13 protein-coding genes are annotated in these 14,157 nt (G+C 69.9%); 10 read left to right on the top strand and 3 right to left on the bottom strand.

Translation table 11 applies throughout. The features are described from left to right. Positions 1-30: 30 nt before the first annotated feature. Together ABZ195_RS13995 and ABZ195_RS13990 are read left to right on the top strand one after the other, a co-directional pair. Positions 31-1,638, top strand: coding sequence for an amidohydrolase (locus tag ABZ195_RS13995; protein ID WP_355218620.1), 1,608 nt, complete (start codon positions 31-33; stop codon positions 1,636-1,638). A gap of 31 nt (positions 1,639-1,669) precedes the next feature. Then, positions 1,670-3,232: a long-chain-fatty-acid--CoA ligase gene (locus ABZ195_RS13990; protein WP_355218618.1), complete on the top strand. Its 1,563-nt coding sequence runs from the start codon at positions 1,670-1,672 to the stop codon at positions 3,230-3,232. A 5-nt stretch (positions 3,233-3,237) separates the two neighbouring features. Here the strand turns inward: ABZ195_RS13990 and ABZ195_RS13985 are convergent, their stop codons facing one another. After that, positions 3,238-4,059 carry a lysophospholipid acyltransferase family protein gene (locus tag ABZ195_RS13985; RefSeq protein WP_355218616.1) on the bottom strand — a complete coding sequence of 274 codons (822 nt, stop codon included), beginning with the start codon at positions 4,057-4,059 and terminating at the stop codon, positions 3,238-3,240. A gap of 71 nt (positions 4,060-4,130) precedes the next feature. Here ABZ195_RS13985 and ABZ195_RS13980 point away from each other — a divergent pair, with 71 nt between their 5' ends. Genes ABZ195_RS13980 through ABZ195_RS13955 form a run of 6 tightly spaced genes read left to right on the top strand, consistent with a single transcriptional unit; the run spans position 4,131 to position 9,986 of the window. Further along, positions 4,131-4,745, top strand: coding sequence for a TetR family transcriptional regulator (locus ABZ195_RS13980; RefSeq protein ID WP_355218614.1), 615 nt, complete (start codon positions 4,131-4,133; stop codon positions 4,743-4,745). 8 nt (positions 4,746-4,753) lie between these two features. Continuing rightward, the gene (locus ABZ195_RS13975; protein WP_355218612.1) at positions 4,754-5,998 is read left to right on the top strand and encodes an FAD-dependent oxidoreductase; all 1,245 of its coding nucleotides are present in this window, start codon (positions 4,754-4,756) and stop codon (positions 5,996-5,998) included. Further along, on the top strand, positions 5,995-6,957 hold the full coding sequence (locus ABZ195_RS13970) for an o-succinylbenzoate synthase (protein WP_355218610.1): 963 nt from the start codon (positions 5,995-5,997) through the stop codon (positions 6,955-6,957). Before ABZ195_RS13975 ends, ABZ195_RS13970 begins: the two co-directional genes overlap by 4 nt. 42 nt (positions 6,958-6,999) lie before the next feature. After that, entirely contained in the window at positions 7,000-7,782 is a 783-nt protein-coding gene (locus ABZ195_RS13965; protein WP_355218608.1) for an alpha/beta hydrolase, read from the top strand. A gap of 12 nt (positions 7,783-7,794) precedes the next feature. Further along, on the top strand, positions 7,795-9,441 hold the full coding sequence (menD, locus tag ABZ195_RS13960; RefSeq protein ID WP_355218606.1) for a 2-succinyl-5-enolpyruvyl-6-hydroxy-3-cyclohexene-1-carboxylic-acid synthase: 1,647 nt from the start codon (positions 7,795-7,797) through the stop codon (positions 9,439-9,441). Then, positions 9,438-9,986: a DUF3592 domain-containing protein gene (locus ABZ195_RS13955; protein WP_355218603.1), complete on the top strand. Its 549-nt coding sequence runs from the start codon at positions 9,438-9,440 to the stop codon at positions 9,984-9,986. The genes menD and ABZ195_RS13955 overlap by 4 nt, the downstream gene beginning before the upstream one ends. Here ABZ195_RS13955 and ABZ195_RS13950 read toward each other — a convergent pair. Further along, on the bottom strand, positions 9,947-10,654 hold the full coding sequence (locus ABZ195_RS13950) for a thioredoxin domain-containing protein (RefSeq protein ID WP_355218601.1): 708 nt from the start codon (positions 10,652-10,654) through the stop codon (positions 9,947-9,949). The genes ABZ195_RS13955 and ABZ195_RS13950 overlap by 40 nt on opposite strands. Positions 10,655-10,742: 88 nt before the next feature. Here ABZ195_RS13950 and ABZ195_RS13945 point away from each other — a divergent pair, with 88 nt between their 5' ends. Beyond that, positions 10,743-11,870 (top strand): glycosyltransferase family 1 protein, encoded by a 1,128-nt coding sequence (locus ABZ195_RS13945; RefSeq protein WP_355218599.1) that lies wholly within the window; start codon positions 10,743-10,745, stop codon positions 11,868-11,870. A 106-nt stretch (positions 11,871-11,976) separates the two neighbouring features. After that, positions 11,977-13,287 (top strand): ClC family H(+)/Cl(-) exchange transporter, encoded by a 1,311-nt coding sequence (locus tag ABZ195_RS13940; protein WP_355218597.1) that lies wholly within the window; start codon positions 11,977-11,979, stop codon positions 13,285-13,287. A gap of 11 nt (positions 13,288-13,298) precedes the next feature. Here the strand turns inward: ABZ195_RS13940 and ABZ195_RS13935 are convergent, their stop codons facing one another. Then, complete coding sequence (locus tag ABZ195_RS13935) at positions 13,299-14,123, bottom strand: SDR family oxidoreductase (protein ID WP_355218595.1); 825 nt, start codon at positions 14,121-14,123, stop codon at positions 13,299-13,301. Between the last annotated feature and the right edge of the window lie 34 nt (positions 14,124-14,157).

The raw sequence follows: 14,157 nt of genomic DNA, 5'->3' as shown, positions 1-14,157 counted from the left end.
GAATCGCCGGTGGGAGGCGAGGATGTCGGCATGCCTGCTGACCTGGCTCTTTTCGGGACCGTCCTGACCGTCGACGACGCCCTGCCCACGGCCGAGGCGCTCGCCGTCGCCGACGGGCGCGTGGTCGCCGTCGGGGACCGGGCCGAGGTCGAGGCGCTGGTCGGCCCCGACACCGTCGTCGTCGACCTCGGCGACGGCTGCGTGATGCCCGGTTTGATCGAGGCGCACGGTCACCCGCTGATGGAGGCGATGGTGCTGGCCGACCGCATCGTCGACATTCGACCCGTCACCATGGTCAGTGCGGACGACGTCGTGGCCGCGATCCGCCACGAGGTCGACGTGCGCGGCGAGGCGGGGGCCTACCTCAACGGCTGGGACCCCCTGTTGCAGGTCGGCCTGCCCGAGCCGACACTGGCCTGGCTCGACGAGATGGCGCCCGGGACGCCGCTGGTGATCGTGCACAACTCGGGCCACAAGGCGTACTTCAACTCGGTGACCGCTCGCCAGGTGGGCTTGACCCGCGACACCCCGGACCCCAAGGGCGCCAAGTACGGTCGCGACGCCGCAGGCGATCTCGACGGCACCGCCGAGGAGACGGGCGCGGTGTTCCCGCTGATCGGCGGGGCGGTCGACCGCGAGGGCTACCCGGAGATGCTGCTCGCCGAGTGCGGCCGACTGAACCGCGCGGGGTTGACGACGTGCTCGGAGATGGCGTTCGACCCGATGTTCCGTCCGGCGCTGGGCGCGCTGCGCGATCGGTTGACCGTGCGGTTGCGCACCTACGAGATGTCCACGCCGGCGATGTCGACCACCGAGGTGCTCGACAACGGCGACGACGTGGTGCGCCAGGTCGGCATCAAGATATGGGTCGACGGGTCGCCGTGGATCGGCAACATCGACCTCTCGTTCCCGTACCTGGACACCGCCGCGACCCGGTCCATCGGGGTGACGCCGGGCTCCTGTGGACACGCCAACTACACCCGCGAGCAGCTCACCGAGATCGTCGGTGCCTACTTCCCGTTGGGGTGGCAGATGGCCTGCCACGTTCAGGGCGACGTTGGGGTGGACACCATCCTCGACGTGTATTCCCATGCGCTGCAAGAACATCCGCGCGACGACCACCGGCTGCGCCTCGAGCACGTCGGCGCCATCACCGACGCGCAACTGCGACGGGCGCACGACCTGGGCGTCACGTGCAGCATCTTCGTCGACCAGATCCACTACTGGGGCGACGTCCTGGCCGACGGGCTGTTCGGCGAGGAGCACGCGGCGCGCTGGATGCCGGTCGGTTCCGCCCTCGCCACTGGGATGCGCGTCTCGCTGCACAACGACCCACCCGTCACGCCGGAGGAGCCGCTGCGCAACATCAGCGTGGCGGCCACCCGCGTGGCACCCAGTGGGCGTGTGCTTGGCCCCGAGCAACGCATCACCGTCGAGCAGGCCATCCGTGCGCAGACGTTGGACGCGGCCTGGCAGCTGTTCTCCGACGACGTGATCGGCTCACTGGAAGTCGGCAAGTACGCCGACCTGGTGGTGCTGTCGGCCGATCCGCGTGCCGTGCCGCCGGAGACCATCGCCGACCTAGAGGTCCTCGCCACGTACCTGGCGGGACGCCGTGTTTATTCGAAATCTGACTGACTGCCAGCCGCCTCATGGCAGGCTGGCGCACATGTCCGAGTTGCCAACGCCTCGCTTCCTCGACGAACGCACCGCCCACTGGGCCAAGACCAAGCCCGACGACGAAGCCGTCACGTTCGGTGACCGCACCTGGACGTGGTCTCAGTGGTACGACCGCATCCGCCACCTGGCCGGCGTGCTGACCGAGTTGGGCGTCGGCCGCGGTGACGTGGTCGCGTTCCTCGACAAGAACCACCCCGCTTGCGTGGAGACCACCTTGGCGGCGGCGTCCATCGGGGCGGCCACCGCGATCATCAACTTTCGCCTCGCCGCCGACGAGATGGACTACGTGCTCAACGATTCCGGTGCCAAGGTGCTGATCGTCGGAGCCGAGCTGAAGCCGAACGTGGACAAGATCCGCGACAAGCTGAGCAAGCTGGAGAAGGTCGTGGAGGTGACTCCCACTGGAGGGGATGGCGACGAGTACGAGGCGATGCTGGCCGCGGCGACCCCGGTCGACCGGTCGCCCGACGTCGAACCCGACGACGTGGCCATCATCATGTACTCCTCGGGCACCACCGGCCGGCCCAAGGGCGTCTCGCTGACGCAGGCAAACCTGATCGCGCACACCGAGAGTGCCTTCGCCGGCTGGGAACTCGACGAGGGTGACAAGAATCTGGTCGCCATGCCGTTGTTCCACGTCGGCGGGTCGTCCTACATGCAGTTGGGGCTGCACACCGGCGTGGCCAGTTACATGACCCGCGACGTCGACGGCGCGCAGTTGGCGGGTGGCATCCTCTCCGGCGCCAACCGGACGTTCCTGGTGCCCGCGGTGCTGGCCAAGGTGCTGGAGTCCGGCGAGGACGCGGTGAAGTTGTTCTCCGCGTTGAAGACCTACGGTTACGGCGCTTCGCCAATGCCGCTGCCGCTGTTGCGCAAGGCGCTCGAGGCCTGGCCCGACACCGACTTCATCCAGGCCTACGGGCTCACCGAGGTTGGCGGCGTCATCAGCCTGCTCGCACCCGAGGATCACCGCAGCGGCGACGAGGAGCGCATGGGCAGCGCCGGCCGCGTGGTTCCCGGCGCGGAGGTGCGCGTGGTCGACCCCGACAGCCTCGAGGACGTCGAGCCGGGCAAGCAGGGCGAATTGTGGTTCCGCTCAAAGCAGTTGATGAAGGGCTACCACAACAAGCCCGACGCCACCAAGGAGGCCATCACCGAGGACGGCTGGTTCCGCACCGGCGACATCGGCAGGGTCGACGAGGACGGTTACATCTTCGTCGAGGACCGGCTCAAGGACATGATCATCACCGGTGGTGAGAACGTCTACTCGATCGAGGTTGAGCGCGTGCTAGCCGAGCACCCCGCCGTCGCCGAGGTCGCGGTGATCGGCGTACCGGACGAGAAGTGGGGCGAGTCCGTCAAGGCCGTCGTGTCACTCGAGGGCGAGGTGACCGACCAGGAGCTGATCAGCTGGGCCAAGGAGCGGCTGGCCGGCTACAAGTGCCCGCGCACGGTCGACATCGTCGACGAATTGCCACGCAACCCCACCGGCAAGATCCTGAAGAAGGATCTGCGCCAACCACATTGGGAGAAGGCCGGCCGCAAGGTGTAGACGGTCTAGGGCATGACCGCCGCGCCGCGCGCCCACGGCGCGAGTTGCCGGTAGGGGTCGCCTTCGCGGATCTCCAGCAGTGCGGCCAGCTGATCCTCGAGTTGCACCTTGACCTGATCGCGGACGCTCGCGATCCACTTCTCGGCAACCGCACCCGTGGGTCGGGTGGTGTCGATCGGCGCTCCGAAGCGCAGGTACGAGCGCTGCGGGCGCGGAATCATGGTGGGCCCGATCCCGCGCATCAGGGGCAATGCCATGTCCGATCGCCCGGTCAGCCGAGTGACGAGCGGTCTGCTCCAGCGTGCCCAGCGACCGTCGCTGCTGGTCAGGATGTGGTATGCGTCGTCGCCCCCCACCATGGCGACCGGAACGATCGGATAGTCGTGCTCGACGGCCACCCGGGCGAATCCGTAGCGGCCCTGCCACAACAGCGTGTACAGCTGATCGCGCGCCTTGCTGATCTCGCGTCCCCCGCCGGGGAACACCAGGATGGGCTCTCCGGCTTCCATCAGCTCGCGTGCCGCTTCCGGGGTCCCGATCACCGCGCCCGCGGCGGCGAAGAGGTCGCGGGCGACACCGTTGACGTTGCCGAATCGACGGTCGGCCAGAGGCCGAACCCGAATGCCGATCTGGCGCCGCACGACGTATGGGATCAACACGGCTTCGGTGCCGGCCTGCGTGTGATTGCCGACGAGGAGGAACCGGCCGTCAGCCGGGAGATTCGCCAGCCCGTCGACGTAGGGCTTGGTCGCCGAGACGATGGGGTCGACGCGATCGGCGATGCCTTCGATCAACCGCTGATAGGTGGAGACTTCGAGGAGGGGCATACCTCAACATACTGCATGGTCTGCATCTGATGCACAGACTGCAAGAATTGCGCCCTATGTAGTATCACCTGGTGGTGGCAGTGGAGGGATTGCGAGCGCGACGGCGCCGCGAGACCGCGCGTGACATTCACGTCGCGGCCCTGCGACTGGCCCGCGAGCACGGCTTCGACGCCGCGACGGTCGAGGCGATCAGCGGCGCGGCCGGCATCGCGCCTCGCACCTTCTTCAACTACTTCCCCACCAAGGAAGACGCCGTCGTGCACGGTCCCTTCCACCTCGACGACGCCGGTGTCGACGCGTTCACCGCCGGCGGCGTCGTCCCGTACCCGGAGCTGTTGGGCGAACTCGTCGACTTCCTCGCCGTCGCCCTGGCCGAAGACGCCCCGAACAGCGGCGAACTTCACGACGTCATGGCCGTGGCGCAGGAGCACCCGGGTGTCCTGGCCGCGATGCTGGCCCAGATGGAGGGGTTCCGGCATCGCGTGGCAACGGTGGTCGCCGCGCGGCTCGGGCGTCCTGACGACGACGAGATGGCCGGTCTCATCGCCTCGCTCGCCCTGACCATCCTTCGAGCCGGCGTCGACCGGTGGACGGCGCGAACGGCGTCGTCCGCCGAGGACGGCCCCGTTGCCGACATCGCCCACGTCGCGGCGCTGATGAAGACCATGTTTCAACCGGAGGGGTGAGTGGACCCATGAGCGTCGACGAGACCGACGTCCTGATCGTCGGCGCAGGATTGGCCGGCCTGCGCTGTGCGGCCATGCTGCGCGAGGCGGGCCGCGACGTTCGCGTGTGGGAGGCCTCCGATGCCGTTGGCGGCCGCATCCGCACCGACGTCGTCGACGGGTTCCGCTGCGATCGCGGGTTTCAGGTGCTCAACCCCGCCTACCCCGAACTGAAGGGCGCGGTCGACGTGCCGGCGTTGGGGCTGCAACCCTTCGGGGCCGGCGTCGCCATCCGTCGTGAGACCGGCAGTGCGACATGGGTGCATCCGCTGCGCTCGCCGACGAAGGTGCCCGCGATGCTGGCGGCCGGCGGGCTCGGCCCCCGAGACGTCGTCGCGGTGGCCCGGTGGGCCGCCGGTGCGCTGCGCCCCCGGCGCCTCAAGGCCGGTGCGGACACCTCGCTGCGCGAGGCGCTGGACGCGGCCGGCGTCGGCGGCGAGCTCCGTCGTGTCGTCGACCGGTTCCTCGCCGGAGTGTTGCTCGAAGACCGGGGCGTCACCTCGAACGCCTTCGCGCTGCTGCTCGTCCGGATGTTCGTGCTCGGGGTGCCCGCCCTGCCCGCCGAGGGCATGCAGGCGCTGCCGCGCCAGCTCGCGGCAGCACTTGGTGACTCGATCACGTTGGGACGCAACGTCACCGACGTCGCGAAGGTCGGAGCCGGCTGGCAGGTCTCCGACGGCACGCACCGGATCCAGGCCCGGCACGTCGTCGTCGCCACCGACGCCGTCGGCGCGGCCCGGTTGGCCGGCGTCGCGGCGCCCCCGATGCACGGCGTGGTGACCGACTGGTGGGCGGCCGACGAGGTGCCCGACGGCCCGCCCATGCTGTGGGTCGACGGCCGTCGCGAGCCCCGTGGGCCGGTGCTCAACACCTCGGTGATCAGCTTGGCCGCGCCCAGTTACGCGCCGCCAGGTCAGCATCTGATCGCCGCGTCGGCGTTGATGGGCAGCGACGGGATCGCACCCGAGGAAGGCGTCGTCCGAACCCACGCCGCCGACGTGCTCGGCGCGAACGGGACGCGGTGGCGACCGCTGATCCGGCATGTGGTTCCGCACGCGCTGCCCGAGCAGTCGGCGCCGCTCACCGTCCGCCGGCCGCTGCGCACCGCCGACGGCATGTGGGTGTGCGGCGACCACCGTGACACCGCCTCCATCCAGGGCGCGTTGGTCAGTGGGCGCCGCACCGCGGAGGCGATCGTGAAGACCGTCACGTGACCCCGCCGCTGGACGAACTGCTCGAGCGCCTCCACGTGGTGTCGCTTCCGATGCGAGTTCGATTCCGCGGCATCGACGTTCGCGAGGTGGCCTTGGTCGACGGGCCGGCCGGCTGGGGCGAGTTCGGCGCCTTCGGTGAGTACGAACCCGACGAGGCGGTCCACTGGCTCGCGTCGGCGATCGAGGCGGCCTACGTGACACCTCCCGTGCCCCTGCGTCAGTGGATCCCGATCAACGCCACGGTCCCCGCCGTACCGGTGGCTCGGGTGCCGGAGGTGTTGGCCCGATTCCCGGGTGCGGGCACCGCGAAGGTCAAGGTCGCCGAGCGAGGCCAGACCCTCGCCGAAGACGTCGCCCGGGTCGACGCCGTGCGCGAACTGGTGCCGGTGGTCCGGGTCGACGCCAACGGCGGGTGGTCGGTCGCCGAGGCGGTGGCGGCGTGCGAGGCCCTGACCGCGAACGGGCCGCTGGAGTACGTCGAACAACCCTGCGCGACCGTCGCGGAATTGGCGGAGGTGCGCGGCCGGGTCGACGTGCCGGTGGCGGCCGACGAGAGCATTCGCAAGGCGGAGGACCCGCTTCACGTCGTGCGCGCGAAGGCGGCCGACGTCGCCGTCGTCAAGGTCGCCCCGCTGGGCGGGGTGTCGCGGCTGTTGGACATCGCCCGCCAGGTGGATGTGCCGATCGTGGTGTCCAGCGCGCTCGACTCGGCCGTCGGCATGTCGCGGGGTCTGCTGGCGGCGGCGTGCCTGCCCGACCTGCGCCACGCGTGCGGGCTGGGCACCGGCGGGCTGTTCGTCGAGGACGTGACCGAGTCGACCGGCCCGGTGGACGGCCGGCTGCCCGTCGGGCCCGTCGCGCCGGACCCCGGCCGACTGTCGGCCCTGGCCGCCGCGCCGCAGCGGCGGCAGTGGTGGATCGACCGGGTCCGCGCGTGCTACCCGTTGCTGCCGACCTGAGCCGTTGGGAGACCGCCCACCGCCCCAAGTAGGGTCGGCCGGGTGAATTTGGCCTTCGACGACCGCGGCTCCGGTGAGCCCGTTCTGTTCATTGCCGGGCGCGGCGGCGCGGGCCGGACGTGGCATCTGCACCAGGTGCCAGTCTTTCAACGGGCCGGCTATCGCGTGGTCACCTTCGACAACCGTGGGATCGGCGCCACCGAGAACGCGCAGGGCTTCACCACCGAGCAGGTGGTGTTCGACACGGCCAAGCTGATCGAGAAGCTCGACGCCGGCCCGGTCCGCGTCGTGGGCGTCTCGATGGGGTCGTTCGTCGCCCAAGAGCTGATGCTGGCCCGGCCCGACCTGGTCTCGGCGGCGGTGTTGATGGCCACCCGCGGCCGCGAAGACCGCACCCGCGAGTTCTTCAGCGCCGCCGAATACGAGTTCCTGCAGACCGGCGTCGAGCTGCCGCCGAAGTTCGAGGCGAAGCTGCGGCTGCTGGAGAGCTTCTCGCCCAAGACGCTCAACGACGAGAGCGCGGTGCGGGACTGGATCGAGATGTTCACGATGTGGCCGACCAAGTCGACGCCGGGTCTGCGCAGCCAGCTCAGGATCCGGCCGGAGACCAACCGGCTGCCTGCTTACCGGAACATTACGGCGCCCGCGCTGGTGATCGGTTTCGCCGACGACGTGGTGTTGCCGCCGCACCTCGGCCGGGAAGTCGCCGACGCCCTGCCCAACGGCCGCTACCTGCAGATACCCGATACCGGGCACCTCGGATTCATCGAGCGTCCGGACGTCGTCAACGCCGCCATGCTCGAATTCTTCGGCGCGGGGGTATGACAGGCTGTCAGAGTGAACCCGTCGACGACCCAAGCGCGCATCGTCGTCGATGAGTTGATTCGCGGCGGCGTCCGCGACGTGGTCCTGTGCCCTGGTTCACGCAACGCCCCGCTGGCGTTCGCCCTGCACGACGCCGACCGCGACGGCCGGGTCCGGCTTCACGTCCGCATCGACGAGCGCACCGCCGGATTCCTCGCGATCGGATTGGCCGCCTCCGGATCGCCGGTGTGCGTGGCCATGACCTCCGGCACCGCCGTGGCCAACCTCGGACCCGCGGTGGTGGAGGCCAACTACGCCCGCGTACCGCTGGTGGTCCTCAGCGCCAACCGCCCCTATGAGCTGCTGGGCACCGGCGCCAACCAGACGATGGAACAACTCGGCTACTTCGGCACCCAGGTGCGCGCCACCATCAGCCTCGGGTTGGCCGAGGGCGCCACCGAGTCGATGGCGGCCCTCAACGCTCAGTGGCGCTCGGCGACGTGTCGAGTCTTGGTGGCGGCCAAGGGTTCTCGCAGCGCCAACGCCGGACCCGTGCAGTTCGACATCCCGCTGCGCGAGCCGCTGGTGCCCGGCCCGCCCGACGGCGGCGACTACGTCCCCGAGGGCAGGCCCGACGGCAAACCGTGGACCTACACCCCGCCCGTGACATTCGACCAGCCACTCGACGTCGACGTGACACCCGACACCGTGGTGATCGCCGGGCATGGAGCGGGCGTGCACCCGAACTTGGCGGGGTTGCCGACCGTGGCCGAGCCCACCGCGCCCCCGGCCGAGAACTCGCTGCACCCGTTGGCGTTGCCGTCGCTGAAGCCGCGGCAGGTCATCATGTCGGGCCGGCCCACGTTGCACCGCGGGGTGTCGGCGCTGCTGGCAGACTCGTCGGTGCCCGTGTTCGCCCTCACCACCGGCCCCCGCTGGCCGGACGTGTCCGGCAATTCGCAGGCGACCGGAACCCGCGCGGTGATCACCGGCAGGCCCGACGAATCCTGGCTACGGCGCTGCGCCGACGCCAACGCCCACGCCGTCGCGACGGTGCGCACGCAGCTCAAGACCCACCCGCTGACGACGGGATTACACGTGGCGGCCGCCGTCGCCGACGGGCTGCGACCGGGGGACCAGTTGGTGCTCGGCGCGTCCAACCCGGTGCGCGACGCGGCGCTGGTCGGGTTGGACGCCCACGGCATCAAGGTTCGCTCCAACCGTGGTGTCGCCGGCATCGACGGCACGGTCTCGACGGCGATCGGCGCCGCCCTGGCCCACGAGCGGACCGGAGACGGCACCCGGGTGCCGCGCACCGTCGCCCTGATCGGTGATCTGACGTTCGTCCACGACAGTTCCGGACTGCTGATCGGCCCCACCGAACCGATCCCGAAGAGCCTGACCATCGTGGTGTCCAACGACAACGGCGGCGGCATCTTCGAACTGCTCGAGCAGGGCGACCCACGATTCTCCGACGTGTCCTCGCGCGTGTTCGGCACCCCGCACGACGTCGACGTGGGGGCGCTCTGCCGCGCTTACCACGTCGAGTGCCGGCAGGTCGAGTTGGACGGGCTCGCAGAGGAACTCGACACCGGCGCCGACGGCCTGCGCGTGCTGGAGGTGAAGGCCGACCGCTCGTCGCTGCGGGCGCTGCACGCATCGATCCGAGAAGCCCTGTGAGGTCGACGGTCGAGCAGCTCGTCCGATGGCTGAAGTCCTTGCGGCAGAGCCTGATTCCGCACCTGTACGGCGATCCGAGCGAGACGCGGGCCGAGCGCGTCATCCGCCGGGTACGAATCGGCGTGGTCATCGTCGCCTGCCTGGTGACGTTGCAGTCGGTGCTCCTGGTGCTCGGCGCCTGGCGCGACGACCGCCAGATCGAGGGTGACATGGGGGTGGCCGCCGCCGAGGTGCTCGACGCCGGACCGCGCCGCTCGACCATCGAATTCGTCACCCCCGACCGCGTCACCTATCGCCCGGAACTCGGCGTGCTCTACCCGTCCGAACTCGACACCGGCATGCGGATCTACGTCGAATACGACAGGGCCAACCCCGATCTGGTGCGGGTGCAGGATCGCAACTCCTCGCTGGCCATCATCCCGGCCGCGTCGATCGCGGTGGTGGGCTGGCTGGTCGCGGCGGCGGCGCTGAGCGGATTGGCGCTGCTGCAGCGGCGACTGAACCGTCAGGACCCCATCAGCGTCGCGAGCCAGTCGTCGTCGTAGAGGTCGACCTTCTCCCCGGCGTGCAGGTCGAAGATCGTTGGCGTGCCGGTGTTCACCGGATCCACCTCGTAGAGGTACGCGGAGTTGGTCGACTCCATCGTGGCGAGGTCGTCGGCGCTCTTCGCCGTCGCGCCGCTCCGAAGCTGGCGCACTTGGTGGTCGGGGACGCCTGCCGCGCGGGCGAACTCGGCGATCGCCGCGTCGTCGGGTCCGACGCCGCCGGGCTCCTGGTGGGCCCACAGTTGCTCGACGAAGCGTTGGAACTGCCTGCCGGTGGCCAATTCCGCCCCGTCGCCGCGCCCGTCGGGGGTGGCCGCGACGAACAGGGCGTTGGCCACCCGGGCGGAGTGTCCGTCGGTGCCCGGGGTGTCGAGGAACGTCATCGGCCGGTAGGTGATCGCCAGCTGGCCGGTGCCGATGTAGTAGGCGATCTCGTCGCCGAAGTCGTGCTGCAGATCGGCACAGTGGGTGCACTGCGGTTCGGTGAAGATCTCCAGTTGCACCGGTGCGTCCTCGGACCCGGCGCGGATGCCGAACGAGTCCTCCGTCACCGCGACCCGGGGCGGGTTCGCATCGCCGAGGGGGGTGCCCGAGACCGCGCGCGTGCACCCGCTGACCACCAGGGCAAGGCTCAGCACCACCGCGACGACCACGTGCCTTGAGTGCATTCCCGCATTATGTGCCTCGTCATCAGTCTTCGCGTGTCGTATCCCCACACGCAACCTCCAGTACAACCGCGGCTGTCAGCCTTCTGGGGTGCGCGTTGCAATCGTCGCGGAGTCGTTCCTCCCGAATGTCAACGGAGTCACCAACTCGGTACTTCGGGTGATGGAGCATCTCCGCAGGACGGGTCACGAAGTGCTCGTCATCGCCCCGGACAGTCCGCACGGCGAGCCGCCCGCCGACCGGGTCCACGACGGAGTGCGAATCCACCGGGTGCCGTCGAAGATGTTCCCAAAGGTCACGTCGCTGCCGCTTGGGGTGCCGCGACCCCGAATGGTCGGTGTCCTGCGCGGTTTCGAGCCCGACGTGGTGCACCTCGCGTCGCCGGCGCTGCTCGGTTACGGCGGGCTGCTGGCCGCCCGGCATCTGGGCGTGCCGACGGTGGCCGTGTTCCAGACCGACGTCGCGGGTTTCGCCGAGAGTTACGGCGCGGGCGTCATGACCCGCGCGGCGTGGGCGTGGACGCGTCACCTGCATTCCAAGGCCGACCGGACGCTGGCACCGTCGACCTCGGCGATCGAGAACCTCACCGCGCATAACGTTCCGCGAGTTCACCATTGGGGCCGCGGGGTCGACGTCAGCGGCTTCGTCCCCTCGGCCAGGGATGACGAGCTGAGAGCCGAATGGTCACCCGGCGGCAAGCCAATCGTCGGCTTCGTCGGACGGTTGGCCCCCGAGAAGCACGTCGAACGACTTGCGGTCCTGGCGCGACGCGACGATCTCCAGTTGGTCGTCGTCGGTGACGGCGTCGACCGCAAGAGCCTTGAATCGCTCATGCCGACGGCCGTCTTCACCGGCGCCCGCTACGGCCGGGAACTGGCCGCCGCCTACGCCAGCATGGACGTCTTCGTGCACGCCGGCGAGCACGAGACCTTCTGTCAGGCCGTCCAGGAGGCGATGGCCTCCGGGGTTCCCGTGGTTGCCCCCGACGCCGGCGGCCCTCGGGATCTGGTGACGCCCATGCACACCGGTCTCCTGCTGGGGGTCGCGGACTTCGAGGCACGGCTCCCTGCAGCCGTGGACCACCTCCTGGCCCAGCGGCAGCGGTACTCGGTGGCGGCGCGGCGCAGCGTACTGGCCCGCACCTGGCCCGCGGTCTGCGACCAACTCCTCGGCCACTACGACGCGGTGCTCGGCCGCCGCGGCGCCAAGGCCGCCTGACCGCACCGTCTCGCGTGGCATCCGCCGCGATGGCGGGTCATGCGCAAGACTCGTCGGCGGACGGGTCCGCCCCCCGGCAGACCCACGGATCGGGGTGACGCACGCGATGACGACGCCGAGGACTGACCCGGCGCCGGACGAGGTTCGGGGTTCGGTGCTCGTCTGCGTGGTGGCCGCCCTCGCAGGTGCGGCCATCGGATTCGTCGGCGGCGCCTTCCGGTGGTGTCTGCAACGGGCCGACGAACTGCGAATCGACCTCGCGGACTGGGCTCATGGCTTGCCCGGACCCGGCTGGCTGGTCCCGATGGCGGCGACGGCGCTCGGAGCCACTCTCGCCGCGGTGGTCGTGCGGTGGATGCCGCTCGCGGCGGGCAGCGGCATCCAGCACGTCGAGGCGGTGTCCCGCGGGGATGCCTCGCCACCTCGATTGCGGCTGCTGCCCGCCAAGTTCGTCGGCGGGGTGTTGGGCATCGGCTCCGGGCTGGTTCTGGGTCGGGAGGGCCCGACCGTACACATGGGTGCCGCGATCGGCGCCGCCGCCGCGCGGTGCGCCCGCCTCGGCGACGCGACGATCCGCACGCTCCAGACGGCCGTGGGCGGCGCCGGTCTCGCGGTGGCCTTCAACGCACCGATCGGTGGCGTCCTGTTCACCCTCGAGGAAGTGACCAAGTCCTTCCGGTTGCAGACCGTCCTTGCAACGGCCTTCGCCGCGGCCACCGGGGTGGGCTGTGCGCGGCTCGTCGTCGGTGACCACCCTGACTTCGCCGTTGCGACGGTGAATTCCCCTGGCCTGCAATGGCTCCCGCTGTTCGTGGTGTTCGGCGTGGCGACGGGATGCCTCGGGGTGTTCTACAACCGTCTAGTACTGGCCTTCGTCGACCACGTGAAGCTGCTGCCCCGCATCCCGACCCTGGGCAAGGCGTCCGTCATCGGTGCCGTGATCGGGCTCATCATGTTCGTGCACCCCTTGGCCACGGGCGGTGGCGACACGCTGACTCAGTCGATCCTGGGCGGCCGGAGCATGGAACTCTCCGTCGTCGTCGGATTCCTCACCCTCCGATTCCTTGCCGGCCCGCTGTCCTATGCCGCGGCAGTTCCCGGCGGTCTGTTCGCCCCGCTGCTGGCCGTCGGCTCGCTGTGGGGCGTGCTGTTCGTCGGGTGCGTCGGCGTGGTCTGGCCGGAAGGTCCCGTGGCGCTGGCCGTACCGATGGCGATCGTCGGGATGTCGGCGTTCTTCGGGGCGACGGTCCGAGCGCCGGTGACGGGCCTCGTGCTGGTCGTGGAGATGACCGCGACCACCTCGGTACTGGTGCCGATGTTGGCCGCGACCGCGGCGGCGGTGCTGACGGCGGAGCTGTTGAGGGCCCCGCCGATCTACGACAGCTTGCGCGAACGCATGCCACCCGAGCCGCCGTAGACGGCGCGCAATCAGCCCTGAGCGAGCTCGGCGACCGGCTGCCACTCCTCCCAGGTCTTGATGCGGCTCTCGTAGTCGGCCTTGGCGAGCTGAATGGGCATGCTGCCGAAGAACACTCGTAGTGGCGGCTCATCCGCGTCGACGACCTTCAGGATCGCGACAGCTGAGGCCTTCGGGTCACCCGAGGCCGAGTTCCGCTTCTCGCGCGCCTTCTGCGCCGCCTCGTGGATCTCGGCGTAGTCGGGCAACTCCTCGGACCGCTTGGCCGACGAACCCGCCCAGTCGGTGGAGAAGCCGCCCGGCTCGACGAGCGTCACGTGGATGCCGAACGACTCCACCTCCTGCGCCAAGGCCTGCGAGAAGCCCTCGAGCGCCCACTTGGAGGCGTGGTAGATGCCGACGTTCTGGAACGCGGTGATGCCGCCGATCGACGAGACTTGCACGATGTGACCGCTGCGCTGCGCGCGCAGGAACGGCAACGCCGCCTGGGTGATCCACAGCGCGCCGAACACGTTCGTTTCGATCTGGTCGCGGGCCTCCTTCTCGGAGAGCTCCTCGACGAAGCCGAACTGCCCGTACCCCGCGTTGTTGACGACGACGTCGAGGCGCCCGAAGTGGTCATGGGCCTGCTTGACCGCGGCGAAGTCCGCCGCGCGGTCGGTCACGTCCAGTGCAATGGGCAGCAATGCCTCGCCGTACTTCTCGGCGAGGTCGTCGAGCGTGGAGACGTCGCGCGCGGTGGCCGCGACCTTGTCGCCACGCTCCAGGGCGGCCGCCGTCCACTCCCGGCCGAAGCCTCTCGACGTCCCGGTGATGAACCACACCTTCTCGGCCATGTCTTCTCCTCCGTCTGGTCCTGCGGTCTGCTCG

Origin of the sequence: Mycobacterium sp. NPDC006124 (assembly GCF_040614235.1) — a bacterium.
In the GTDB taxonomy this organism is placed as follows: domain Bacteria; phylum Actinomycetota; class Actinomycetes; order Mycobacteriales; family Mycobacteriaceae; genus Mycobacterium.
Note: the sequence above shows the minus strand (reverse complement) of the source record. Positions and strands in the feature narration are given on the sequence as shown.

Bases quoted from the DNA above. Each gene is read 5' to 3' on its own strand.
- ABZ195_RS13990 (WP_355218618.1), top strand. From the start codon at position 1,670: ATGTCCGAGTTGCCAACGCCTCGCTTCCTCGACGAACGCACCGCCCAC.
- ABZ195_RS13950 (WP_355218601.1), bottom strand. From the start codon at position 10,654: ATGCACTCAAGGCACGTGGTCGTCGCGGTGGTGCTGAGCCTTGCCCTG.
- ABZ195_RS13940 (WP_355218597.1), top strand. From the start codon at position 11,977: ATGACGACGCCGAGGACTGACCCGGCGCCGGACGAGGTTCGGGGTTCG.
- ABZ195_RS13995 (WP_355218620.1), top strand. From the start codon at position 31: ATGCCTGCTGACCTGGCTCTTTTCGGGACCGTCCTGACCGTCGACGAC.
- ABZ195_RS13985 (WP_355218616.1), bottom strand. From the start codon at position 4,059: ATGCCCCTCCTCGAAGTCTCCACCTATCAGCGGTTGATCGAAGGCATC.
- ABZ195_RS13935 (WP_355218595.1), bottom strand. From the start codon at position 14,123: ATGGCCGAGAAGGTGTGGTTCATCACCGGGACGTCGAGAGGCTTCGGC.
- ABZ195_RS13975 (WP_355218612.1), top strand. From the start codon at position 4,754: ATGAGCGTCGACGAGACCGACGTCCTGATCGTCGGCGCAGGATTGGCC.